The organism is Nocardia sp. NPDC050718, from assembly GCF_040654235.1.
In the GTDB taxonomy this organism is placed as follows: domain Bacteria; phylum Actinomycetota; class Actinomycetes; order Mycobacteriales; family Mycobacteriaceae; genus Nocardia.
The window spans coordinates 1-23,966 of the sequence record NZ_JBFAHQ010000009.1 but is presented as its reverse complement, the minus strand read 5'-3'; the positions used below and the strand labels follow the sequence as shown (position 1 = coordinate 23,966).

General features: G+C 70.3%; 25 protein-coding genes and 2 pseudogenes. 20 read left to right on the top strand and 7 right to left on the bottom strand.

The window, feature by feature from the left end:
• A pseudogene (locus tag AB0H54_RS29600) lies at nt 1-240 on the top strand (transposase); the annotation flags it as partial.
• Between the two features lie 123 nt (nt 241-363).
• Here AB0H54_RS29600 and AB0H54_RS29595 read toward each other — a convergent pair.
• The 4 genes from AB0H54_RS29595 to AB0H54_RS29580 all read right to left on the bottom strand — a co-directional run bounded on the left by AB0H54_RS29595 (nt 364) and on the right by AB0H54_RS29580 (nt 2,752).
• Nucleotides 364-849 (bottom strand): hypothetical protein, encoded by a 486-nt coding sequence (locus tag AB0H54_RS29595; protein ID WP_357349780.1) that lies wholly within the window; start codon nt 847-849, stop codon nt 364-366.
• A 128-nt stretch (nt 850-977) separates the two neighbouring features.
• Nucleotides 978-1,238, bottom strand: coding sequence for a hypothetical protein (locus tag AB0H54_RS29590; protein ID WP_357349778.1), 261 nt, complete (start codon nt 1,236-1,238; stop codon nt 978-980).
• A gap of 60 nt (nt 1,239-1,298) precedes the next feature.
• Nucleotides 1,299-2,084 (bottom strand): ATP-binding cassette domain-containing protein, encoded by a 786-nt coding sequence (locus AB0H54_RS29585; RefSeq protein ID WP_357349776.1) that lies wholly within the window; start codon nt 2,082-2,084, stop codon nt 1,299-1,301.
• A complete protein-coding gene (locus AB0H54_RS29580) occupies nt 2,081-2,752 on the bottom strand; it encodes an FCD domain-containing protein (protein WP_357349774.1) in 672 nt (223 codons plus the stop codon). The genes AB0H54_RS29585 and AB0H54_RS29580 overlap by 4 nt, the downstream gene beginning before the upstream one ends.
• A 177-nt stretch (nt 2,753-2,929) precedes the next feature.
• On the opposite strand from AB0H54_RS29580, the gene AB0H54_RS29575 reads away from it, so the two are divergent.
• Nucleotides 2,930-4,675: a 2-isopropylmalate synthase gene (locus AB0H54_RS29575; RefSeq protein ID WP_357349772.1), complete on the top strand. Its 1,746-nt coding sequence runs from the start codon at nt 2,930-2,932 to the stop codon at nt 4,673-4,675.
• A 46-nt stretch (nt 4,676-4,721) separates the two neighbouring features.
• Here AB0H54_RS29575 and AB0H54_RS29570 read toward each other — a convergent pair whose 3' ends face one another.
• Nucleotides 4,722-5,729: a putative sulfate exporter family transporter gene (locus tag AB0H54_RS29570; protein ID WP_357349770.1), complete on the bottom strand. Its 1,008-nt coding sequence runs from the start codon at nt 5,727-5,729 to the stop codon at nt 4,722-4,724.
• 96 nt (nt 5,730-5,825) lie between these two features.
• Between AB0H54_RS29570 and AB0H54_RS29565 the strand changes: the two genes are divergently transcribed.
• From AB0H54_RS29565 to AB0H54_RS29510, 12 genes and pseudogenes are all read left to right on the top strand, one after another.
• Nucleotides 5,826-6,431 carry a YdcF family protein gene (locus tag AB0H54_RS29565; protein WP_357349768.1) on the top strand — a complete coding sequence of 202 codons (606 nt, stop codon included), beginning with the start codon at nt 5,826-5,828 and terminating at the stop codon, nt 6,429-6,431.
• Between the two features lie 36 nt (nt 6,432-6,467).
• Entirely contained in the window at nt 6,468-7,451 is a 984-nt protein-coding gene (locus AB0H54_RS29560; RefSeq protein ID WP_355282098.1) for a LysR substrate-binding domain-containing protein, read from the top strand.
• A 66-nt stretch (nt 7,452-7,517) separates the two neighbouring features.
• Entirely contained in the window at nt 7,518-8,333 is an 816-nt protein-coding gene (locus AB0H54_RS29555) for a GntR family transcriptional regulator (protein WP_357349766.1), read from the top strand.
• Nucleotides 8,334-8,338: 5 nt separating this feature from the next.
• Nucleotides 8,339-11,004, top strand: a pseudogene (locus AB0H54_RS29550) (fumarate reductase/succinate dehydrogenase flavoprotein subunit).
• On the top strand, nt 11,004-11,231 hold the full coding sequence (locus tag AB0H54_RS29545) for a ferredoxin family protein (protein WP_355282102.1): 228 nt from the start codon (nt 11,004-11,006) through the stop codon (nt 11,229-11,231). The pseudogene AB0H54_RS29550 and the gene AB0H54_RS29545 overlap by 1 nt, the downstream one beginning before the upstream one ends.
• A gap of 20 nt (nt 11,232-11,251) precedes the next feature.
• The gene (locus AB0H54_RS29540) at nt 11,252-12,673 is read left to right on the top strand and encodes an ABC transporter substrate-binding protein (protein ID WP_357349764.1); all 1,422 of its coding nucleotides are present in this window, start codon (nt 11,252-11,254) and stop codon (nt 12,671-12,673) included.
• A 29-nt stretch (nt 12,674-12,702) separates the two neighbouring features.
• Complete coding sequence (locus AB0H54_RS29535; protein WP_357349762.1) at nt 12,703-13,566, top strand: ABC transporter permease; 864 nt, start codon at nt 12,703-12,705, stop codon at nt 13,564-13,566.
• Nucleotides 13,563-14,318 carry an ABC transporter ATP-binding protein gene (locus AB0H54_RS29530; RefSeq protein ID WP_357349760.1) on the top strand — a complete coding sequence of 252 codons (756 nt, stop codon included), beginning with the start codon at nt 13,563-13,565 and terminating at the stop codon, nt 14,316-14,318. The genes AB0H54_RS29535 and AB0H54_RS29530 overlap by 4 nt, the downstream gene beginning before the upstream one ends.
• A complete protein-coding gene (gene fdxA, locus AB0H54_RS29525; protein ID WP_355282112.1) occupies nt 14,315-14,650 on the top strand; it encodes a ferredoxin in 336 nt (111 codons plus the stop codon). Before AB0H54_RS29530 ends, fdxA begins: the two co-directional genes overlap by 4 nt.
• The gene (locus AB0H54_RS29520; protein ID WP_357349758.1) at nt 14,647-16,002 is read left to right on the top strand and encodes an FAD-dependent oxidoreductase; all 1,356 of its coding nucleotides are present in this window, start codon (nt 14,647-14,649) and stop codon (nt 16,000-16,002) included. The genes fdxA and AB0H54_RS29520 overlap by 4 nt, the downstream gene beginning before the upstream one ends.
• Nucleotides 15,999-16,847 carry an Mrp/NBP35 family ATP-binding protein gene (locus tag AB0H54_RS29515; RefSeq protein WP_357349756.1) on the top strand — a complete coding sequence of 283 codons (849 nt, stop codon included), beginning with the start codon at nt 15,999-16,001 and terminating at the stop codon, nt 16,845-16,847. The genes AB0H54_RS29520 and AB0H54_RS29515 overlap by 4 nt, the downstream gene beginning before the upstream one ends.
• Before the next feature lie 104 nt (nt 16,848-16,951).
• Complete coding sequence (locus AB0H54_RS29510) at nt 16,952-17,785, top strand: IclR family transcriptional regulator (protein ID WP_357349754.1); 834 nt, start codon at nt 16,952-16,954, stop codon at nt 17,783-17,785.
• A gap of 7 nt (nt 17,786-17,792) precedes the next feature.
• On the opposite strand, the gene AB0H54_RS29505 is transcribed toward AB0H54_RS29510, so the two are convergent.
• On the bottom strand, nt 17,793-19,478 hold the full coding sequence (locus tag AB0H54_RS29505) for an FAD-binding dehydrogenase (protein ID WP_357349752.1): 1,686 nt from the start codon (nt 19,476-19,478) through the stop codon (nt 17,793-17,795).
• A 95-nt stretch (nt 19,479-19,573) separates the two neighbouring features.
• Here AB0H54_RS29505 and AB0H54_RS29500 point away from each other — a divergent pair, with 95 nt between their 5' ends.
• Nucleotides 19,574-19,789, top strand: a complete 216-nt coding sequence (locus AB0H54_RS29500) for a hypothetical protein (RefSeq protein ID WP_357349750.1) — start codon at nt 19,574-19,576, stop codon at nt 19,787-19,789.
• Between the two features lie 271 nt (nt 19,790-20,060).
• Nucleotides 20,061-20,633, top strand: a complete 573-nt coding sequence (locus AB0H54_RS29495) for a cutinase family protein (RefSeq protein WP_355284819.1) — start codon at nt 20,061-20,063, stop codon at nt 20,631-20,633.
• 19 nt (nt 20,634-20,652) lie between these two features.
• On the opposite strand, the gene AB0H54_RS29490 is transcribed toward AB0H54_RS29495, so the two are convergent.
• On the bottom strand, nt 20,653-21,255 hold the full coding sequence (locus AB0H54_RS29490) for a TetR family transcriptional regulator (RefSeq protein ID WP_357349748.1): 603 nt from the start codon (nt 21,253-21,255) through the stop codon (nt 20,653-20,655).
• A 142-nt stretch (nt 21,256-21,397) separates the two neighbouring features.
• On the opposite strand from AB0H54_RS29490, the gene AB0H54_RS29485 reads away from it, so the two are divergent.
• The 4 genes from AB0H54_RS29485 to AB0H54_RS29470 form a co-directional block, all read left to right on the top strand.
• The gene (locus AB0H54_RS29485) at nt 21,398-22,624 is read left to right on the top strand and encodes an alkane 1-monooxygenase (RefSeq protein ID WP_357349747.1); all 1,227 of its coding nucleotides are present in this window, start codon (nt 21,398-21,400) and stop codon (nt 22,622-22,624) included.
• Nucleotides 22,624-22,800: a rubredoxin gene (locus AB0H54_RS29480; RefSeq protein WP_355284827.1), complete on the top strand. Its 177-nt coding sequence runs from the start codon at nt 22,624-22,626 to the stop codon at nt 22,798-22,800. The genes AB0H54_RS29485 and AB0H54_RS29480 overlap by 1 nt, the downstream gene beginning before the upstream one ends.
• Nucleotides 22,797-22,979, top strand: a complete 183-nt coding sequence (locus AB0H54_RS29475; protein WP_019046747.1) for a rubredoxin — start codon at nt 22,797-22,799, stop codon at nt 22,977-22,979. The genes AB0H54_RS29480 and AB0H54_RS29475 overlap by 4 nt, the downstream gene beginning before the upstream one ends.
• The coding region (locus AB0H54_RS29470; protein ID WP_357349744.1) for an FAD-dependent oxidoreductase at nt 22,976-23,966 on the top strand (991 nt) is incomplete at its 3' end. The genes AB0H54_RS29475 and AB0H54_RS29470, both read left to right, overlap by 4 nt.

Genomic DNA, 23,966 nt, shown 5'->3' with positions numbered 1-23,966 from the left:
CTGTACGTCGTGGTTGGTCGGGGTGAGTTGACTGATTGGGCATGGGCCCGAATCGAACCGCTGTTGCCGGTATCAGGGGTGGGCGATGCTGGCGTGATCATCGGCAGGTGATCAGCGCGATTCTGTGGAAACTACGGACGGAGCACCCTGACGCGATCTGCCCGAGCGGTCCGGTCGTGGAAAACCGCGCACAAGCGATTGCGGTTATGGACCGCCAACGGCACCTGGCAACGTTTGCTGGATCAGGTGATCGTCAAAGACGACTCGATCGGCGAGATCTAGTGGGCACCCGGTGCGCTAAACGCCTCGCCTACTTCCACGCCGCACTCACCATCGCCGCGATCATCCTCCGGCTCCGATGATCTACAGAGCCGAACCTAGACTTTCGAGGATTCCAGCGAACTCTGCGGGCTCGATCTCGACCTCGAAGATCCGTCCCACGTGCTCGGGATGGTTCAGCAAATGCGCCTCACGCCAGAACCGCAACGTGATCACCAGGTGGTCAGCGCCGCGGAAGACGAAGGCCTGCAAGTTATCGGTCGTGGGTCCCCAGCGAAGAACCCAAAACTGCTCGCGCAGCCCGCAAATCGGGTCGTCGTCGGTCGCGATATCGAACCGACGATGAGTGGCCACCGGAGACAGCCCGGCAAAGGGCAGTGGCGGAACACACCCTGAACGTACCGAGGCAGCAGTTTCCTCCACAGATCGGCGGAACTGCTCGACATAGACCATATTGTCGTCGCAGGTCAACCACTGATCGGCGGCCCACAGGTCCACTCGACGCAGCCCCGAGGCCCGATCGCCAACTTCGACAGCGAACCTGTTCTTATCACCCAGAAGTACGGCCACCTGGAAACGATGTCAGGTTCGTCGTGTCGCGCACAACCGAGTCACCGACGACACCAGTGGTGAGGTCGAGTCGAACGAACCAGTGACGTCGACTGATCCTCCAGCCCGGACGACTTGCAGGACCCGGACTAGTCCGCGTCGCCCTCGCACCAATCGTCGAAGGCGTCGAAGGCGGGCTCGGCGAAGGCGGGGACGGAATCCTCGATGGCGTCCTCGATCGGGTCCCAGACGCGGTCACACCCCGGCGGGGCAGGCGGCCACGACTCGATGAACCCGACCAGGGGGTCTTTCGGTGGCGTGGTGTCCTCGGCGGCGGCGATGCCCGTGCCCGCGGCGAGCAGTGCCACGGTGGCGCCCGTGGCGGCGACGATCCGGTACCCGATCCTCATGACATCCTCCTGTCGATCCCGACATGCGATGTCCCGCGATCGTAACCGCCGGGCGGGGCGTCAGCGGGCGCGGGCGCTCCAGCGGCCGTCGTCGTAGCGCACCTCGATGGGGTGGGCGAAGGCGGTGGAGACATGGTCGGTGGTGATGACCTCGGCGGCCCGGCCGGTGGCGACGGTGCGGCCGTCGGCGATGAGCAGGGCGTGGGTGGTACTGCTCGGCAGCTCCTCGAGATGGTGGGTGACCAGCACCGACGCGACCTCGGGGTGGGTGCGGTCGAGGGAGTCGATGGTGGTGAGGAGTTGTTCGCGCGCGGCCAGGTCCAGGCCGGTGGACGGCTCGTCGAGCAGCAGCACGCGGGGGCCGCTGATCAGGGCGCGGGCGATCAGGGTCCGGCCGCGCTCGCCCTGCGACAGGGTCGGCCAGATGTCGGCGGCCCGCCCGGTCAGGCCGAGGGTGTCGATGATCGCGTCGGCGCGGGCCAGGTCGTCGGCGGTGGGGGACCAGCGCATCGGTGTGTCGATCGTGCCCGTGATGCCGGTCAGCACGACCTCACGAACGGTGAGCGCATAGCGCAGCGGATGGCGCGGATTGACGTGGCCGATGGAGCGGCGCAGCCGGGCCAGCTCCACCCGGCCGAACTGCTCGCCGAGCACCCGCACCGCGCCGGTGGTGGGGAAGGTGACCGCGCCGCAGAAGCCGAGCAGGGTGCTCTTGCCCGCGCCGTTCGGGCCGAGCAGCGCCCAGTGCTCCCCGGCTCGCACGGTCAGCGAGATGCCGTTGATGATCTTCTTGCCCTCCCGCCGGAAGGTCACCGCGTCGAGTTCGATCACGGGCGCGCCGGTCATGCGAAGGCCTCCTTCAGGGCGGACAGGTGGGTGCGGCTGAACGCGGCCGCCGCCGTGGGGTTCCGGTCGGCGACGGCCTGGGCGAGCTGCTCGTGCGCGGCGTGGTCGGCCTGCTCGGAGGCGACCGGGCGCAGTTCCAGCATGTCGATCATGGCCAGGCGCAGGCGCGGCAGGAAGCTGTCGAACAGCTGGGTCAGCACGTCGTTGTGGGCGGCGACGATCACCGCGCGATGGAAGGCCATGTCGGCGTCGACGTGCTCGGCCACGGTCTGGCCGTCGGCGCGGCGCCCGGCCAGCGCGCGGCGGATGGCGCGCAGGTCGGCCGGTGTGCGGCGCTGCGCCGCGAGCGCCGCCGCCTCGGCCTCGATCGCGATGCGGGCCTCGATCACCGCCGCGATGGTCGCCCCGCGCAGCACGACGTCCCAGTCCTCGCTGACATCGAGCGCGGTGACGAACACCCCCGCGCCCTGCCTGCTGTCGAGCACCCCCTTGCCCGCCAGCTCCCTGATGGCCTCCCGCAGCGTCGACCGGCCCACCCCGAGCTGGGCGGCGAGCAGCGTCTCGCCCGGTAATCGGTGGCCCAGCGGCCACTCGCCGGCGCGGATCCGCGCGAGTAGGAGTTCGGCCGCCTGAGCGGCCAGCGGCTGACGCCTGACCTGTGCAACCACCGGAGAACCTCTCTACTTGTCTGAGGAGTTGTGGTAGAAGTGTACCCATCATGACGCACACCGCGCTGCTCCTCCGCCGCCACGGCGGGGCCTGACCGACCGGCCGCCCCGCCGTGGGGCTCTGTCGTGGCCGGTCGCCGTCGTCTCGTGGCCGTTCGGCCAGGAAGCAGCACCGTCATGACCCCTTTTCCCACCCTGACCACTCCGAGCGGCGCGGTCGGCGCCGGCGCACCCGCCTGGAATCGGCAGCGGCGCTCGGCCATGCCATCGCACCGCTATCGCGATGTCCATCGGCGCGTGGAAGTACCCGCCGGACACCGGGAGTGGCCGAATGCCCGGATCACCACCGCCCCGCTGTGGGTGCCCGTCGACCTGCGCGACGGCAATCAGGCGCTGGCCGAACCGATGGACCCCGACCGCAAACGCCGGTTCTTCGAACTGCTGATCGCCATGGGGTACAAGGAGATCGAGGTCGGCTATCCGTCCGCCTCGCAGACCGACTTCGATTTCGTCCGCCTGCTGGCGCGCACCCCGATCGCGCCGCCGGACGTGACGGTCGTCGTGTTCACCCCGGCCCGGCGCGATCTGATCGAGCGGACCGTCGAGTCGGTGCGCGGCCTCACCAACGAGGTGGTGATCCACCTGTACACGGCCACCGCGCCGGTCTGGCGGGAGGTGGTGCTCGGCAGGTCTCGCGAGCAGATGCGGGAGCTGATCCTGGCCGGGGCCCGCGATGTGCTCGGCACGGCGGGCGATCTGCCGAATGTGCGCTTCCAGTTCTCACCGGAGGTCTTCAACCTGACCGAACCGGACTTCGCGCTGGAGATCTGCGACGCGGTGAGCGAGCTGTGGCAGGCCTGCCCGCAGCGGCCGGTGACGCTGAATCTGCCCGCGACGGTGGAGGTCGCGACGCCGAACGTCTACGCCGACCAGATCGAGTACATGCACCGGAACCTGGCCCGGCGCGCCGGGGTGATCCTGTCGGTGCACCCGCACAACGACCGGGGCACCGGCATCGCCTGCGCCGAACTGGCCGTGCTGGCCGGCGCGCAGCGGGTGGAGGGCTGCGTCTTCGGCAACGGCGAGCGCACCGGCAATGTCGACATCGCGACCCTGGCACTCAACCTGCACGCCCAGGGCGTCGACCCGATGATCGACTTCTCCGACATCGACGAGATCCGTCGCACGGTCGAGTACTGCACCCGGCTGCCCGTGCACGAACGGCATCCCTATGTCGGCGATCTCGTGCACACCGCCTTCTCCGGCACCCATCAGGACGCGATCCGCAAGGGGCTGGCGCATCATCGCGCGACGGCGGCGTCGGCCGGGCTCGCCGAGCGCGAATCGCCGTGGCAGGTACCGTATCTGCCGATCGACCCCGCCGATATCGGTCGCTCCTACGACGCGGTGATCCGGGTGAACTCGCAGTCCGGCAAGGGTGGCATCGCCTACCTGCTGCAGACCGGGTACGGCTTGGACCTGCCCCGTCGTCTGCAGATCGACCTGGCCCGGCGGGTGCAGCGGCACACCGACGGCACCGGCGCCGAAATCACCGCGAAGGACCTGTTCACGTTGTTCGAGCAGGCCTACACGGTCGCCGATCCGCGGATCGTGCTGGCGCGGTGGCAGATCACCGACGCGAGCACCGAGATCGTGCTTGCCGTCGACGGTCGCGAGGTGCGCTCGGTGCGGCACGGCATCGGACCGGTCGACGCGGTCGTCGAGGCACTCGCCGCCGTCGGCCATTCGATCGAGATCCTGGGCCTGACCCGGCATTCCGTGGACGACGACGTGGACAGTGCCGCCGTCAGCTACCTGGAGTTCCGGGCGGCCGGGCGCACCGGCTGGGCCTTCGGGCGCGGCACCTCGGTGCTCGCGGCGTCCCTGGCGGCGGTGCTCAACGCGGTGAACGCGACCACCTAGCCGACGATCTCGTGGGGCGGCCCCAGCCCGCCCCACGAGAGACCGGTCAGCACCAGCCGGTGAGGTACATCAGGCCGAGGCTGGCGATACCGAGGATCAGGCCGAGCGCGCCGCCGAGGACCAGCGGCCGCACCCCCGCGCTGCGCAGCCGCTCGACACTCAACGAGGTGCCGATGGCGGCCAGGACCGCGGCGATGAGCCAGCCGCTGGTGGTGGCCAGCGGGGCGGTGACCGCGCCGGGCAGGATGCCCAGCCCGGCGATGATCGACGCGGCCAGGAACAACACGACGAACAGCGGGAACGCCTGACGCAGCGAGCCCGCGGGGGCACCGGTCTCCGCGGCGAGACGACGGCGGCCGACATGCAGGCCGATACACAGCGGGACGATCGCCAAGCTGCGCACCAGCTTCACGATCACCGCGAAATGCGCGGCACCGGCGCCGAAGATGACACCCGCGGCCAGCACCGAGGAGGTGTCGTTGATCGCGGTGCCCACCCACAGCCCGAACGCCTCCTGCGAGAGCCCGAGCGCCCGGCCGAGCGGCGGATACACCAGGACCGCGGCGACATTGAAGACGAAGATGGTGCCGAGCGCGTAGGCGACGCGCTGCTTGTCCGGCCGCAGGACCGCGGTGGCGGCGGCGATCGCGGACGCGCCGCAGATCGTGGTGCCCACCGCCACCAGCGTCGCCGACTCCCGGTCGACCGCCAGCATCCGGCCGACGAAGAACGCCGCCACCGCGCCGACGAGCAGCGTGCCGAGCAGCACGACGGCGGTCTCCTTGCCCACGCTCATCACCGAGCCGAGCGGCAGGCCGAGCCCGAGCAGCACGATCGCCGCGCCGAGTAGCCGCTGCCGGGCGACGTCGAGGCCGGGGCCGAACGTCGCACCCGTCGCGTCCCGGCGACGCAGCACCATCCCGGCGACGGCGCCCCCGGCCAGCGCCAGCACGGGCGCGCCGATCATCGGCAGGGCCTTGCCGAACGGCATGGCCACGGTGGCCAGGAGCGCGGCGAGGGCCAGGCCGGGAGCGAAGGTGCGTACTCGGTTCACCCCTTCACCTTCGCCGCGCCGCAGACTTCCAGGTAGAGGCCGGTTTCCTGGGTGCCCATAAGGCTGACTTATGGGCAGGTGTGGTTTCCTGGAAGAGTGCGGACACCAACCCGGCTCGCGCTGACCGCCGCAATCGCAGTGATGCTGTGGGGCGAGTGGGCGAACTGGCGCGCCTCCCGTCGGTGCGTCGGCTCGGCGGGCCCCGGGGCAGAGGCGGTCGTGGTGCTCGGCTATCGGGACGCGGGTCCGCGGGCCAACGCGATGAACCGGTGGCGGGTGCGCGCGGGCCTGCGCTCGATCGACCCGGCGGCCACCGAATCCCGGCTGGTCCTGTGCGGCGGCGCGTGCGCGGGACCGGTCTCCGAGGCGGCGCTGATGGCCGACTACGCCACGGGGGAGCGGGGCTACCGCGGCGACCTCGTGCTCGAGGAGTCGAGCCGATCCACCTGGGAGAACATCGCTTTCGCGATTCCGTTCCTGAAGGACGCCGACCGGATCAAGATCGTCTCCCTGCCCACGCACGCCGCGACCGGGCGCGACTATCTCTGGGAGCAGAGCCCGGAACTGGCCGTGCGGCTGGTGCGGAGCGGGGAGTACCGCTTCGGTGAATGGATGCCGCTGAAACCGGTGGTCGCGCTCTACGGGGTGATCCGGAATCTGCGCGGCCGATACCGGGCCGAACACGACGACGAGAGTGCCTGATGCGGCGCGCCCGCGCGCGTCGCCCATAATCGGCGCATGACCCTGCCACCCGGAACCCCCGACCTGGAGGTCCTCGACCTCCTCGTGTCGGTGGCCGAGCTGGGCAGTCTGGGCGCGGCCGCCCGCCGCCACGGCATCAGCCAGCCCGCCGCCAGTATGCGGATCCGCGCCCTGGAACGGCGGATGCGGGTCAAGCTGCTCGACCGCGGGCCCACCGGCTCCGCGCTGACCGACGCGGGCCACGCCGTGGTCGAGCACGCGCGGATCGTGCTCGCCGCGGTGCGCGATCTCGTCGACGACGTCGATCGGCTGCGCGCCGCCGCCGCGCCGCGGTTGCGCATCGCGGCCTCGAAAACGATTGCCGACCACCGTATTCCGCACTGGCTGGCCGCGCTGCGCACCGACCATCCCGAGGTGCTGATCTCGCTGGAGGTGGAGAACTCGACCCAGGTCGCGGCGCTCGTGCGCGACGGCGTCGCCGATCTGGGCTTCGTCGAGGGCCCGCATCCGCCCGCCGGGCTCGGCAGCCGCGTGCTCGGCACCGACGACCTGGTCGTCGTGGTCGCGCCCGACCACCCCTGGGCGCGCCGGACCACCCCGGTCGCGCTCGCCGAACTCGCCGGCACCGCCCTGCTGTGGCGCGAACCCGGCTCGGGCACCCGCGACACCGTCTGGGACCTGCTCAGCACCGCCGCGACGCCCGCGGGACCGGCCGCCGAACTCGGCTCGGCCGCGGCCATCGTGGCGGCGGCCCGCACCGGCATGGCCCCCGCCGTCCTGAGCCGCCTGATCGCCGCGCCCGATCTGGCGACCGGCGCGCTGGTGGCGGTGCCGTGTGCCGACGCCGCTCGGCTGACCCGCAAATTCCGGGCCATCTGGCGCCGCACCACCCCGCCCTCGGGGCCCGGCGAACTGCTCGTCGACCGGGCCGCGCAACTCGAGATCGCCCGCTCGCCGGTGGTGGGACTCCCGAACGAGGGTGCATCGCCGCAGGTAGAGGGCGTGGAGCCGCAGCGCTAACTGGCGTAACGATCCGGTAATTGCCCGAAACGTCCGCCGTAACGCGGCGTTCGGAGCATGTGCCGCATGACAGCCACTCCCTTTTCCTCGGCCCGGCCCCGGCCCCCCGATCCGGGCGCGGGCCGCCGCAGCGCACCGGCCCGTCGCATCCGTGACGTCCTGCGCGCCCGTATCCGCAGCGGCGTCTACGGCACCCGGCCGCTGCCCGCCGAGGCCCAGCTCGCCGTCGACTTCGCCACCAGCCGCAATATCGTCCGCGACGCGCTCACCCTGCTCCGCGACGAAGGCCTGATCGACCGGGTGCCGGGCGCCGGCACGTTCGTCGTCGCCGAGAAGGCGGTGCAGGGCCTGGACCGCCTGCGCGGCCTGGCCGAGACCTTCGAGACCCGCAGCGACCGGGTGGTGAACCGGGTCCTGCTCGCCGAGGTCGTGCCCGCCACGCCGCTGGTCGCCGAGCGGCTCGAACTGGAGGCGGGCGACCCGGTCGTCGCGCTGGAACGGGTGCGCTACCTCGACGGCGCCCCGCTGTCGCTGGACGCCAGCTATCTGACAGCCGATGTCGGCATCCCGCTGCTCGACAAGGACCTCACCGGCTGTGACGTGTTCGGCCTGCTCGAAGCCGAACTCGGGCTCCCGCTGGGCTCGGCCGCGGTCGCGATCGAGGCGGTCGCCGCCGATCCGACGGTCGCCGGGCTGCTGGAAGTCCGGGCGGGCTCCCCGCTGCTGTTCCTGGAGCGGCTCACCTCCACCGATTCCGGCAGGCCCGTCGATCTCGAATACATCCGCTATCGCGGTGACCGGTTCTCCCTGTCCGGGCGGCTGGACCGCGTCCCGGTGACCCCGCGACGCACCGTCACCCGCGATTCCCACGAAAGGGGTTGATCCTCATGCAGATCCCATCGCTCACCGACCGGCGCGAGCTCGTCTGCGACGTTCTGATCGTCGGCGGCGGCACCGCGGGAACGATGGCCGCGCTCACCGCGGCCCGGCACGGCGCGAACGTGCTGCTGCTGGAGAAGGCGCACGTGCGGCACTCCGGCGCGCTCGCCATGGGCATGGACGGCGTGAACAACGCCGTGGTGCCCGGCAAGGCCAGCCCGGAGGACTACGTCGCCGACATCACCGTCGCCAACGACGGCATCGTCAACCAGCGCACCGTCTACGAGACGGCCACGCGCGGCTTCGAGATGGTGCAGCGCCTCGAGGGGTACGGCGTCAAGTTCGAGAAGGACGAACACGGCGAATACGCGGTGCGCAAGGTGCACCGATCCGGCTCGTACGTGCTGCCGATGCCCGAGGGCCGGGACGTGAAGAAGGTGCTCTACCGCACCCTGCGGGCCCGCGATGTGCGCGCCAAGGTGACGATCTCCAACCGGGTGATGCCGGTACGGGTGCTCACCGTCGACGGGCGCGCGGTCGGCGCGGTCGGATTCGACACGCGCACCGGGGAATTCGTCACCATCTCGGCGGGCGCGGTGATCCTCGCCGCGGGCGCGTGCGGCCGTCTCGGGCTGCCCGCATCGGGCTACCTGTACGGCACCTACGAGAACCCCACCAACGCCGGGGACGGCTACGCGATGGCCTACCACGCCGGCGCGGAGCTCTCGGGGATCGAGTGCTTCCAGATCAATCCGCTGATCAAGGACTACAACGGTCCGGCGTGCGCCTACGTCGCGAACCCGTTCGGCGGCTACCAGGTCAACTCCGAAGGCAATCGGTTCGTCGACTGCGACTACTGGTCCGGGCAGATGATGGCCGAGGTCAAACGCGAACTCGACAGCGCGCGCGGGCCCATCTACCTGAAGCTGAGCCACCTGCCCGACGCCACGATCCGCGAGATCGAAGGCATCCTGCACACCACCGAGCGGCCCACCCGCGGCACTTTCCACGAGGGACGCGGCACCGACTACCGCACGGGCGACATCGAGATGCACATCTCCGAGATCGGTTTGTGCAGTGGGCATTCGGCGTCGGGAGTCTGGGTCGACGAGCACGCGGCGACGACCGTCCCCGGCCTGTACGCCGCCGGTGACATGGCGCTGGTGCCGCACAACTACATGATCGGCGCCTTCGTCTACGGCGACATCGCAGGCGAGCACGCGAGCGCTTTCGCCCGCGGCGCGACGCATCCGGAACTGCCCGCCGACCAGATCGAGGCCGCCCACGACCTCATCTACCGCCCGCTGGGCAATCCCGACGGCCCGCCGCAGCCGCAGGTGGAATACAAGCTGCGCCGCTTCGTCAACGACTACCTGCAACCGCCGAAGGCGCAGTCCTACCTAGCGCTCGGTGTCGCCGCCTTCGAGCGGATGCACGCCGAGATCGCCGCCATGGGCGGGCAGACGCCGCACGAACTGATGCGCTGTGCCGAGGTGAGCTTCATCCGCGACTGCGCCGAGATGGCGGCCCGCGCCTCCCTGCGCCGGACCGAAAGCCGGTGGGGGCTCTACCATCAGCGCGCCGACTGGCCCGCCCGCGACGACGCGGAATGGTTCTGCCACCTCAATCTCTATCGCGGCGCGAGCGGGTCGATGGAGTTCCGCACCCGCCCGGTCGCCCCGTACATCGTGCCGGTCCCCGGTTTCGTCCGGCCCGACGGCGTCGCCGATGTCGCCGCGCCCGACCTCGTCGGCGCGTGGGGTGCCCGATGAGCGCGCGCCTGCTGACCCTGCTCGACCTGGCCGACGAGTGCCCGGAACTCGACGACCTCACCCCGTACCTCGCCGACCCCGATCCCGAGGTCCGGCGCACGGCCCTGTCGGTGCTCAGCGAGACCACCGAGGACTGGGCCGCGGCGGCGCCGATCATCGCCGGCGCCCTCGCCGATGCCGACGTCGATGTCCGGCACACCGCGATCGGGCTGCTCACCGAACTGCTCGAGGTGCTGGTCCCCGGACCGGAATTCGATGCGGCCCTGCGCGACTGCGTCACCGCGCCGGAACCGGCGGTGCGCTCGGCCGCGATCGAGGCGCTGTGGCGGCACCGCAGGGTGAGCGCCAGGGACCTGCTCGGGTGGCTGGCCGACCCCAACGCGACCGTGCGGCGCACCGTCGTCGGCGGACTCACCTCGGTCGACGCCATCGACGAACTGGCCACCGCGGCGGCCGACGAGGAGCAGAACGTCCGGATCGGTGTCGCGAAAGGGCTTGCCGCCGTCGGTGATCCGCGCGGCGCCGTCACCCTGCTGACCCTGGCCGGCGACCCGGAACCGCTGGTCCGGGCCGCCGCGCTGGCGAGCCTGGCCGGCACCGGGTGCGACGACCAGGCCGCCGCCGTCGCCATCGCGGCGATGACGGATCCGGCCTGGCAGGTCCGGCAGGGCGCGGCGGTCGCGCTGGCCGCGGCCGATCCCGAGCTCGCGGCGGCGCCGCTGTTGGCGGCCGTCTCCGACCCCAACCTCGACGTCCGTAAGGCGGCGGTGCGCGCACTGGCCGAACGGATCGCCGAACGCCGTGACATCACCACGGCGTTGCAGCGGGCACTCGACGACCCGGACGCCGACGTCCGCGCCTTCGCCCGCATCGGTATCGCCAACTCTGGAAAGGAACTCTGATGGCCCTGGTCAATGCCCGTCTCGATGTCCCCGTCTCGGTCGACGAGGCCACCTGTATCGACGGCTGCACGCTGTGCGTCGACATGTGCCCGCTCGATTCCCTCGCCATCCACCCGGAATCGGGCAAGGCCTACATGCACGTCGACGAGTGCTGGTACTGCGGGCCGTGCGCCGCGCGCTGCCCGGTCGGCGCCGTCACCGTCAACATCCCGTTCCTGTTGCGCTAGAAGAAGAACGGATCGACCCCATGAGCTCTGCCTGCTTACGCCTGACCGCGCTGCTGCTCGGCGCCGCCGCGGTCGCCACCCTGGCCACCGGCTGCGGCGCCGGTGACGACGGCAAGACCGTCACCGTGAACATCGGCTATCAGTCCAAGACCATCAACACCGTCACCGCGGGCACCCTGCTCCGCGACCGCGGCACCTTCGAGGCCGAACTCGCGGCACTGGGCAAGACCACCGGCCTGACCTACCGGGTGGAGTGGAAGGACTTCGCCGCGGGTCCGCCGCTGACCGCGCAGATGCTGGCCGGACAGGTCGACATCGGCTCGATGGGCGACGCGCCGATCCTGGTGAACGGCTCCAAGACCCGTGATCACGCGGATGTGAAATCGGAGCTGATCGCGGTCACCGGCTACAACCTGCGCGGTTCGCTCAACCAGATCGTCGTCCCGCTCGATTCGCCCGCGGCCACCCTGGCCGATCTGCGCGGGCAGATCGTCTCGACCAGTGTCGGTTCGGCCGCGCACGGCATGCTGGCGACCGGGCTGTCGGCGGCGGGGATGACCCTCGACGACGTGAAACTGCTCGGCCAGGACCCCGCCGTCGGCGCCTCGGCGCTACAGGGCGATCAGGTCGCCGCGCTGGCCCAATTCGTGCCGTGGCCACAGAAACTCGTGCACGACGGCAAGGCCCGGCTGCTCTACGACGGCGGCAGCGCGGGCATCCCGACCTTCCACGCGGTCGTGGCCAACGAGCGGTTCGGGACCCAGCACCCCGACGTCGTCACCGCGTTCCTCACCGCCCAGCGCAAGACCACCGACTACCTCAACCAGCAGCCGCTCGAGGCCGCGCAGCGGGTCGCCGAGATCACCGGTCTGCCCGCCGAAGTCGTCTACCTCTACAACGGCCCGAACGGCCTGGTGAGTTTCGATCCGACGATCAAGCCACGGCAGGTCGACGCGCTCGGGACCCTGCTGCCGTTCCTGAAGAGCCTGGGCGCGCTGTCCGACCTGAACCTCGGCGAGTTCGTCGACGACCGGTACGTGCGGGCGGTCTACGGCGCCGGTTACGAGACCGCACGGGACTCGGTGATCGCGCCGTCGCCACTGACCGGCACCGACAGCGTGTGCGGGGGAGTGGTCGACGGACTCGCGACTGCCTCGGAAGCCTGGTTCGCCGATCCGGCGACGACGTCGGTCGCCCGGACCCCGACCTGCCTGCTGCGGCAGATCGGGACCACGGGCGGCACCGTACGCGCCGCCTATGTTCCCGACCACGGCACCGGGACCAGGCTGTTCGCCGCGACCGCGACCTGGGTCAGCGATCCCGGCGCCGGACCCGACGATCGATTGCTGCCGTTCGCGATTCGCGCCGACGCCCAGCAGTACGCCGCCGCGCATCCGGGTGCCACGGTCATCGATTACCAGGCAGCACTGAAGTCCCGCTAGTTCCGTCACGTGAGACCAGGAGGCTCACCATGACCGTTTCCGCAGAACCCCTCGCCGCTCCGGTCGCGGCACCCGATCCGGCCGCGCCCCGCGCGGAGTCACCCACTCGCTTCACGCTTCCGCGTCGGGCGCGCAGGACCGTCCTGACCGCCGTCCCGTTGCTGGCGCTGCTGCTCGCGTGGCATCTGCTCACCACCTATCAGGTGGTGCTGTGGCTGCGCTTCGACAAGATCCCCACGCCCGCCGCGGTCTTCGAGTCGTTCCGCACCCAGCTGGGCGCGGCGAGCTACTACCGCGACATCGTCTCCAGCACCCGGCGCATCCTGGTCGGCTTCGGCCTGGCGACGGTGTCCGGTGTCCTGATCGGGATGGCGGTCGGCCGGTCGGCCGTCGTCAGCGCCCTGATCCGACCGGTGCTCGAGGTCTTCCGCCCGATCCCCGCGATCGCGCTGGTACCGCTGGCGATCCTGCTGTTCCCGACCGGCGAGCAGGGCATCGTGTTCATCACCTTCTTCGCCGCCTTCTTCCCGGTGGCGGTGAGCACCATCCACGCCATGCACGCGCTGCCCCGGGTGTGGGAGGAGGCGGCGCACACCCTCGGCGCGCGCCGGCGCGACATCCTCTTCCAGATCGCGCTGCCCGGCGCGCTGCCCGGCATCTTCTCCGGCCTGTCCGTCGCGATGGGCGTGGCCTGGATCTGCGTGATCAGCGCCGAGATGATCTCGGGGCAGTTCGGGATCGGCTATTTCACCTGGCAGTCCTACGGCCTGCTGGACTATCCCGGCGTGATCGTCGGCATGCTCACCATCGGGCTGCTCGGCTGGTTCACCGCCTGGCTGGTGGAACTGGCGGGGCGCCGGGTGAACCGGTGGCTGCCGAGGGCCCAGCGATGAGCGCCGGCGCCGCGGTGCGGCTGGCCGGTCTGCGCATCGCCTACGGTGCGAGCCTCGCGGCCGAAGTGGATCTCGACATCGAGGCCGGACAGATCGTCGTTCTGCTCGGTCCCTCGGGCTGTGGCAAATCCACGGTGCTGCGCGCGATGGCCGGTCTGCTGCCACCGGTCGGCGGCACGGTCTCGGTCGACGGCGGGCCCGCGGCACAGCACTGCTCGATGGTGTTCCAGGAGGACGCGCTGCTGCCGTGGCGCACCGCGCGGCGCAATGTCGAGTTCGCGCTGAAGCTGCGCGGCGTCGCCCGCCGGGACCGCCGCGGCGAGGCGCAGGAACTGCTGAACCTGGTGGGGCTCAACGACTTCGGCGATCATCTGCCCGGCGCGCTGTCGGGCGGCATGCGCCAGCGGGTGCAATTGGCGCGGACGCTGGCGGCGCGACCGCGGGTGCTGCTGATGGACGAACCGTTCGGCGCGCTGGACGCGCAGACCCGCGCCGACATGCAGCGCCTGCTCATCTCGGTGTGGCAGCAGCGGCGGACCACGGTTCTGTTCGTCACCCACGACGTCGACGAGGCACTGCTGCTGGCCGACCGCATCGTGCTGCTCACCCCGCGCCCGGCCCGTATCCAGCGGGTGATCGAGATCGACGCGCCCCGCGCGCCGGGCGCCCGATTCGAGCCCGAATTCGCCCGTCTGCGTTACGAAATCCTCGCCGCGCTCGGCGAGCCGAACGAGAAGGAACTACAGCCATGAGCTTCGTCGTCGGAGCCGCCTGCGTGGACGTGCTCGACCGCGCCTGCGTGGAGGAATGCCCGGTCGACTGCATCTACACCGGTGACCGGATGGCCTACATCCATCCCACCGAGTGCGTGGACTGCGGTGCGTGCGAACCGGTCTGCCCGGTCGAGGCGATCTCGCTCGCCGAGGACGTCCCGGCGGGCCAGGAGGGCTTCGTCGCGGCGAATGCCGCCTTCTTCGACCTGCCGCTGCCCGGTCGCGACGCCGCGCTCGGATCACCGGGCAGCGCCGCCGCGGTGGGTGATCTCGGCGTGGACACGCCCTTCGTCGCGGAGTACCGGAAATGACGGCCGCGCGTCATCCACTGCGCGTGGCGATCATCGGGGCGGGACCGGCCGGTATCTACGCCGCCGACGCATTGATGAAGTCCGATGCCGATGTCAGCATCGACCTCTACGAGCGCATGCCCGCGCCCTTCGGCCTGATCCGCTACGGCGTCGCGCCCGACCACCCGCGCATCAAGGGCATCATCACCGCCCTGCACAAGGTCCTCGACAAGGACCAGGTGCGCCTGCTCGGCAACATCGACTACGGCACCGACATCACCCTCGACGACCTGCGTCAGTTCTACGACGCGGTCATCTTCTCCACCGGCGCCAACGCCGACCGCGCCCTGCCCATCCCGGGCATCGACCTCGACGGCTCCTACGGTGCCGCCGACTTCGTGTCCTGGTACGACGGGCACCCCGACGTGCCGCGTTCGTGGCCGCTGGAGGCGGAGAAGGTCGCCGTCCTCGGTGTCGGCAACGTCGCCCTCGACGTGGCCCGTGTACTGGCCAAGACCGGTGACGAACTGCTGCCCACGGAGATCCCGCCGAACGTCTACAAGGGTTTGAAGGCCAACAAGGCCGTCGAGGTCCACGTCTTCGGCCGTCGTGGTCCCGCCCAAGCCAAGTTCACCCCGCTCGAGCTGCGCGAGCTCGACCACTCGCCGACGATCGAGGTCATCGTCGATCCCGAGGACATCGACTACGACGAGGGCTCCGAGGCCGCGCGCCGCAACTCCAAGCAGGTCGACATGGTCGCCAACACCCTCGAGCAGTGGGCGATCCGCGATCAGGGCAACCGCCCGCACAAGCTGTTCCTGCACTTCTTCGAGTCCCCGGCCGAGGTCATCGGCGAGGACGGCAAGGTCGTCGGTCTGAAGACCGAGCGCACCCAGCTCGACGGCACCGGCAATGTCAAGGGCACCAGCGAGTTCAAGCAGTGGGACGTGCAGGCCATCTACCGCGCCGTCGGCTACCGCTCCGGCGCAGTGGCCGACATCCCGTTCGACGAGGACACCGGCACCGTCCCCAACGCGGCGGGCCGGGTACTCGCCGACGACGGGCCGCTGCCCGGCGTATACGTGACCGGCTGGATCAAGCGCGGCCCGGTCGGCCTCATCGGCCACACCAAGGGCGATGCCAACGAGACCGTCGCCTGCCTGCTCGACGACCGGCCCGCACTGGCTCGCCCGGCTCGTCCCGATCCCGGCGCCGTCCTCGAATTCCTCACCGGCGCGGGCATTCCGTTCACCACCTGGACCGGCTGGTACCGCCTCGACGCGCACGAACGCGCGCTGGGCGTGCCCGAAGGCCGGGAGCGGGTCAAAGTCGTCGAACGCGCGGAGATGCTGCGCGCCAGTCTCGGCCGATGAAGGGCACACCCATGCGCTTGCTCAATTCTCCGACCGCGGGACCGGGCGGCACCGCCCTCACCGCCCCGGACTCCCCGACGACGGTGTACTGCGTCGTCTCCGGGAAAGGCGGCGTCGGAAAGTCCAGTGTCACCGTGAATCTGGCGGTCGCCCTCGCCGCGCGTGGCCTGCGCGTCGGCCTCATGGACGCCGATGTGCACGGGCACTCCATCCCCGCCATGCTCGGCATCACCACCGGACCGACGCTGGTGGAGCGAAGGATGGTGCCACCCACCGTCTTCGGTATCCGGGTGCTCTCGGTCGGGATGTTCGCCGAGGACAACGCGCCGATCGTGTGGCGGGGCCCGATGCTGCATCACGCGCTGCGGCAGTTGGTGCACGACGTCGACTGGGGTGAGCTCGACGTCCTGCTGATCGATATGCCGCCCGGCACCGGTGACATCGCGATCTCCCTCGCCCAGCTGCTGCCCGCCGCGCAACTCCTGGTCGTCACCACCCCCCAGCGCACCGCGGCCCGGATCGCCGAGCGGGCGGGGGCCGTCGCCGCCAAGACCGGGCAGCGGGTCGCGGGCATCATCGAGAACATGTCCTGGTACGACACCCCCGACGGCACCAGGCACACCCTGTTCGGCGTGGGCGGTGCCACCGCCGTCAGCCGGGCGCTGAGCGGACTCCTCGACACCTACTGTCCCGTGCTCGGCCGGATCCCGTTCGACCCCGGCGTGTGCGCGGCGGGTGACGACGGCGCCCCGTTCACCCACACGGCCCCGGAGTCCGCGGCCGCCCGCGCGGTCGCCGAGATCGCCGCGACCCTGGCCGCCACCCGCTCGCTCCACTCGGGCTGACCGCGGGCCGAGGCCCCGATGAACCGCTCGGTACAGCGAAATGGTGCGTAAGCGACACGGACGGCTCTAGTCTGTATCCGCTACACACTGTGGAGGTTGGATCAATGACGGTCGAGATCGTGACCGAGCCGGCGCCGGAGGACCTGTGGACCGGAGCGGGCCGGGCCGCCGGTGCGCCGCCGACGTCGATGATCGAGCGGATGACGCTGATCCTCGACGCGTTCGACGCGACCACCCCCACGCTCACGCTGCTCGGCCTGGCCGAGCGCACCGGACTACCGCGCTCCACGGTGCACCGCATCCTCGACCAGATGATCCGGCTGCGCTGGCTCGCGCACACCCCCGGCGGCTACCGGCTCGGGCTGCGGGTGCTGGAACTGGGCGGGCTGGCCGCCGAGCACAACGAGCTGCGCGAGGTCGTCGGCCCGCTGCTCTACGACCTGAGCCAGCGCACCGGCCTGATCGGGCATCTCGCCGTGCTCGACGGGCGTGAGGTGCTGTTCCTGGACCGGGCAGGCGGCCGCAGCCAGGTCGCCATCCCCACCCGCGTCGGCGGGCGGTTGCCCGCGCACTGTACGGCGGTCGGCAAGGCGCTGCTGGCCACGCTCGAACCGGGTATCGCGGAGGCCTCGCTGCGCGGGGTCACCACGCCGCGCACCGCCAGGACCATCATCGATCGCGCCGAACTGCACCGGGAACTGGCCCGGATCCGCAATCGGCAGGGCGTGGCCGTGGATTCCGAGGAATCGCTGCCCGGCGTCGGCTGCGTAGCGGTGCCGATCCGCGGCCGCGGTGTCGCGCTGGCCGCGATCTCGTTGTCGGGCACGGTGCAGGGCGACCGCAGCGCCCTCGACACCGCGCGGCTCGCCCGCGCGCTGGCCGAGGTGGCCAAGGAAGCGGCGCGTGCCCTGGGTCCCCGGCACGGCCGCCCCCTCTGACCGGATCTCAGCCCCGCGCCATCGCGCGGCCCGCCGCGCGGCCGGAGAAGATGCACCCGCCGAGGAATGTGCCCTCGAGCGCGTTGTAGCCGTGCACGCCGCCACCGCCGAAACCGGCGACCTCACCGGCGGCGAACAGCCCGGGGAACACCTCGCCGTCCGGACGCAGCACCCGGGAGTCCAGATCGGTCTGCAAGCCGCCCAGCGTCTTGCGGGTCAGGATGTTCAGCCGCACCGCGATGAGCGGGCCGTGCGCCGGATCGAGAATCCGGTGCGGCTTGACCACGCGCCCCGCCTTGTCGCCGAAGTACTTGCGCGCGTTGTTGATCGCGGACACCTGCGCGTCCTTGGTGTACGGATTGGTGACCTCGCGGTCCCTGGCGACGATCTGGCGTTCCAGCACGGCGGCGTCCAGCTTCGGTCCGCGGGCGATCGCGTTCATCCCGTCGACGAGCTCGGTCAGCGAGTTCGCGACCACGAAGTCCACGCCGTGCTGCTTGAACGCCTCCACCGGTCCCGGCGCGCCCTTGGCGACCCGGCTGCGCAGGGTGAGCTTGAGGTCCTTGCCGGTGATGTCGGGATTCTGCTCCGAGCCCGAGAGCGCGAACTCCTTCTCGATGATCGTCTGGTCGAGCACGAACCAGGAGTAGTCGTGGCCGGTCGCCAGGATCCGGCGCATGGTCTCGTTGGTGTCGAAACCGGGGAAACACGGTGCGGGCATGCGGATTCCGTCGGCGTCGAACCACATCGACGACGGGCCGGGAATGATCCGGATCGCGTGATCGGGCCAGACCGGATCCCAGTTGTTGATGCCCTCGGTGTAGTGCCACATCCGGTCCCGGTTCACCAGCGCGGCGCCCGCCTGCTCCGAGATGCCGAGCATCCGGCCGTCGACATAGGCGGGCACACCGGAGATCAGCGTCTCCGGGCACGGGCCGAGCCGGTCGGTGGGCCAGTTGCGGCGGATCAGCTCGTGCGCGTGCCCGATGCCGCCCGAACTCACCAGCACCGCAGGCGCGTGGAAGGTGAACTCGCCCACCGTGTCCCGGTTCGAGGCCACGCCGCGCTCGGTGTCGCTGGGGGCCAGCACGCTGCCCGTGATCCCGGTGACGGCGCCGTCGGCGACGATCAGCTCGTCGACCCGGTGCCGGAACGCGAAGCGCACCAGGCCGCGGGCCTCGCCGGCGAGCACGGGCTCGAGGAAGACCCGCAGCACCTCGGGGCCGGTGCCCCAGGTGAGATGGAACCGGGGGACGGAGTTGCCGTGCCCGTCGGCCAGCCCGCCGCCCCGCTCGGCCCAGCCGACCAGCGGGGTGACCCGAAGACCCAAGGCGTGCAGGTAATCCCGCTTCTCGTCGGTGGCGAACCGGACGTAGGCCTGCGCCCACTGCCGCGCCATCCGGTCCTCGTCTTCGCGGTCGAAACCGGCCGAGCCGAGCCAATCCTGCAGCGCCAGTTCATAGGAATCCTTGATACCGAGCCTGCGCTGCTCGGGGCTGTCGACGAAGAACAACCCGCCCAGCGACCAGAAGGCCTGGCCACCGAGGTTGGCGCGGTTCTCCTGCTCGACGACCAGGACCTTGCGGCCGGCCAGGACCAGCTCGTGCGTGGCGACCAGGCCGGCGAGGCCTGCGCCGACGACGATCGCGTCGGGGGTGAAGTCGTCGGTGGGCTCTGACACTGTGCTCGACATCCACGGAACGTAGCATTGGTGCGTCGGTGGCCGGGGGTAAGTCTTGGAAAATGCCCTGACCAGCGGCGTTTCGTTCGAGAGAGGTCTGGGAATCCATGAAAGTCCGAACCCGTACCGGTGCCGCGCTGCTGGTGTTCACGGTGCTCGCCGGTCTCGGCGTCACCTCCTGCTCGCGGTCGGAGCGGTGGTGCGAGCGTGACCAGGGCGATGTCCTCGTCGAGAACTCCTACTGCGAGCGCGGCGTCCCCGGCTACGAATGGGAGCCCGACCACGACAAGCCCAAGAAGAAGAAAAAGCCGAAGAAGCACTGATTAGCCTGCGGCCTTGTGCCGCAGGATGATCCGAGACCCGACCGTGGCGCAAGAGATGCCGACTTCGGATCGAGTCGATGCAGGTCAGCGGGTATCCCATCCCTGAGCGCACCGAATACCGTTGTGGTGGACGGTGATCGCTCATCTCTATTTCTCACAACGGCGTGAGTGGGTGGGTGCCATGACCAATCGGAAGGTAATTCGTAACGTCGCACGACGGACAGCCCGAGTGCTGTCGGTGTTGCTACTGGCCGCGGGGATCGGGACAGCGATGTCACCGGGACTGACGGCGTTCGCGCAGAGTTGCGCCACGCTCGACGTCGTAGTCGCCCGTGGCACACAGGAACCCGGCTATCTCGGCGCCGTGGTCGGCGATCCGCTCTACGCGGTGCTGAGTGCGCAGCTACCGGTCGACACCACCGCCCACCGGGTCGAATACCCCGCGGATCTGCTGGTGCCCTCCTCGGTCAGCGACGGCACCCGGGCGATGACGACGCATGTGCTCGCCCAGGCCGCGGCCTGCCCCGATCAGCGGTTCGTGCTCGTCGGTTACTCGCAGGGCGCGGCGGTCGCGCACGGTGTGCTCGGTTCGCCGGCGATGATGATCCTGCCCGGGATGTGGGTGCTGCCCCCGGAGGTGTCCTCACGCGTGGTGGCGGTGCTGCTGTTCGGTGACCCGCTGCGGCTCGTCGGCGGCACGGTCGCGCCGTTGTACGCCGATCGCACCGCGAACTACTGCACCGCGGGCGATCCCGTGTGCGCGGGCGGGGTGTTCCCCACGGCGCACGGCGCCTACAGCTGGGCCTTCGCGAACGCCACCGGTCAGGTGAACGCGCGGCTGTGAGGCCCGCTGCCCGTCGTCGTCAGGCGACGGGCAGTACCCCGGCCAGGACAGCGCCGATCTGCGCCACCGCGCGGTCGACGCTGCCGGTCGGCTGGAACAGATGACTCAGCGTCAGCCGGACCATGATCTCGACGAACGAGGTCAGCTCGTCGTCGGACAGTTCGTCGAGCCGGTAGTGCTGGCGCACGGTCCCGGTGAGCGTGGCGACCGCGCGGCCGAGGACCGGCTCCGGGTCGCTCATCAGCGCGGGCAGCAGGGCGGTGTCACCGTCGGTCCGCGCCGCGAGCACGGCCTTGATCAGGGTGTTGTCCCCGGCGTTGCGCAGCGCGTACTCCGCGGCGGCGGTCATGCCCGCGATGGGGTCGGTCGGATGGTCGGCCAGTGTCTCGGCGATGCCGGCCAGGTAGACGCCCAGTTCGCGCTCGATCAGGGCGTCGGCGAGCGCCTGCTTGGTGCCGATCTCCTTGTACAGGACCGGCCTGCTGATGCCGACCTCCTTGGCCACGCGCGACATGTTGACCGCGCCCCACCCTTCGGTGACGACCATGGTGCGGGCGGCATCGAGCATGCGGTCACGCAACAGCAGACGCATCTCGGCGTGGAAGTTCGGCGATTCGGCCACTCGATCATCGTACATGTGCTATCGAATCTGCTCGTTCATTGACAAATACTCCAACAGTGTATTCACTGAGAACACATTGCGCTATGTTGTAAACGAAGACGGCAACAACCGAGCCTGTGTCTCGGCGATCAGGAGAATGACAATGACGACATCTCGTATCGACGACCACGAAGGGTCGACGGCGGTCCTGCACTGGCGTGACCCCAAGCGTTACCTCTGGCTGTTCGGCCTGATCGCGCCCAGCGCGACACTGCTGGCCGTCGCCTTCGTGTGGACGTTCAACCAGCTGGGCTGGACCGCGGTCGCGCCGGTCTGGTGGTGGCTCGGGCCGCTGCTGGTCTACGTGCTGCTGCCGATCCTGGATCGCTTCTTCGGCCCCGACGGGAAGAACCCGCCGGAGGAGATGATGGAGCGGCTGGAGAACGACAAGTACTACCGGTACTGCACCTACGCCTACATCCCGCTGCAGCTGGTCAGCCTGGTGTTCGCCTGCTACCTGTGGTCGGCGCAGAACCTGTCCTGGCTCGGCATCGAGGGTGGTCTGGGCCTGGTGTCCAAGATCGGCCTCGCCTTCACCATCGGCGCGATGGGTGGCATCGGCATCAACACCGCCCACGAGCTCGGGCACAAGAAGGACGAGCTGGAGCGCTGGCTGTCGAAGATCACCCTCGCGCAGACCGGGTACGGCCACTTCTACATCGAGCACAATCGCGGTCACCACGTACGGGTGTCCACCCCGGAGGACCCGGCCAGCGCCCGCTTCGGCGAGTCGTTCTGGACCTTCCTGCCGCGCAGCGTGTGGGGCAGCCTGGTCTCGGCCTGGGAGCTCGAGCGCACCCGCCTCGAGCGACTCGGCAAGGGGCCGTTCACGATTCACAACGACGTGCTCAACGCCTGGCTGATGACGGTAGTGCTGTGGGTGGCGCTGGTCGCGGTGTTCGGCCCGGTGATCCTGCCGTTCCTGCTGATCCAGGCCGTGTACGGCTTCTCGCTGCTGGAGACGGTGAACTACCTCGAGCACTACGGCCTGCTCCGGCAGAAGACCGCCTCGGGCCGCTACGAGCGCTGCACCCCCGAGCACAGCTGGAACTCCGACCACATCGTCACCAACATCTTCCTGTACCACCTGCAGCGGCACAGCGATCACCACGCCAACCCGACCCGGCGCTACCAGACGCTGCGGCACATGGATGGCGCGCCCGAACTGCCCAGCGGTTACGCCAGCCTGATCGGCCTGGCCTACCTGACGCCGCTGTGGCGCAAGGTGATGGACCCGCGCGTGCTCGCGCACTACGACGGTGACATCACCCGGGTGAACATCCAGCCCGCCAAGCGGGACAAGGTCCTGGCGAAGTACGGAGCGCGCTGATGGCCGCCTACACCTGTCCGGTCTGCGACTACCGCTACGACGAGAGCGCCGGCGCGCCCCGCGAGGGTTTCCCGGCGGGCACCGCCTGGTCGGCCATCCCCGACGACTGGTGCTGCCCGGACTGCGGGGTCCGCGAGAAGCTCGACTTCGCCCCGAGCGAGGAGGTGTCGCGATGAGCGACTACAAGCTGTTCCGTTGCGTGCAATGCGGTTTCGAATACGACGAGGCGCTGGGCTGGCCCGAGGACGGCATCGAGCCGGGCACCCGCTGGGACGACATCCCCGACGACTGGTCGTGCCCGGACTGCGGCGCCGCCAAGGCCGACTTCGAGATGCTCGAGGTGAGTCGCGGATGAGCGGCCGGATCGTCATCGTCGGCACCGGCGTCGCCGGTGCCACCGCGGCCCAGACGTTGCGCCGCGAGGGCTACGCGGGAGAGATCGTCCTGGTCGGCGACGAGCCCGACCTGCCCTATCGCAGGCCCGCGGTATCGAAGGAACTGCTGGCGGGCACCGGTTCGTTCGATCGCACGGTGCTCAAGCCGGTGAAGTTCTGGGTCGACAACCGGATCGATCTGCGTCCCGCGTTCGGCGTCGAGTCCGTCGACACCGACCGTGCGACCGTGCGATTGGGCACCGGCGAGGTGCTCGGCTACGACAGCCTGCTGCTGGCCACCGGCGCCCGCGCGCGGGCGATCGACACCGCGTCGACCCGGGTGCACACGCTGCGCACCCGCGCCGACATCGCCGCGCTCCAGGCGGCGATCACCGCGGGCGGCTCGCTCCTGATCATCGGCGGTGGGCTGATCGGCTGCGAGGTCGCCGCCACCGTCCGGGGCCTGGGCGCCCGGGTGACCCTGCTCAATGCCGGTCCCGCGCTGATGGATCGGGTGGTCCCGGCGGTGGTGTCGGACCTGATGCGGCGGATCCACGAGGAACACGGTGTCGTGGTGGCGAACGACGTGCTGACCACCCAGCTGGTCGACGCCGGTGACGGCGTCACCGCCACCGCCGCCGACGGGCGCACCTGGTCGGCCGCCGCCGCGCTCGTCGCCGTCGGCTCGGTCCCGGAGACGGCACTGGCCGAGGCCGCCGGGATCGCCGTCAACGACGGCATCGTCATCGACCAGCACTACCGCACCTCGGCGGCGGGGGTGTTCGCCGCGGGCGACGCCACCACCGGATTCCATCCGCTGCGTGGCGAATTCGAACGCGGCCAGCACTGGAACTCCGCGATGACCGCCGGTGCGGCCGCCGCGCTGTCGATCCTCGGCCATCCGGCCACGCCCGCGGAGGTCCCGTGGGGCTGGACCGATCAGCACGGTGTCTCGATGCAGTTCGCCG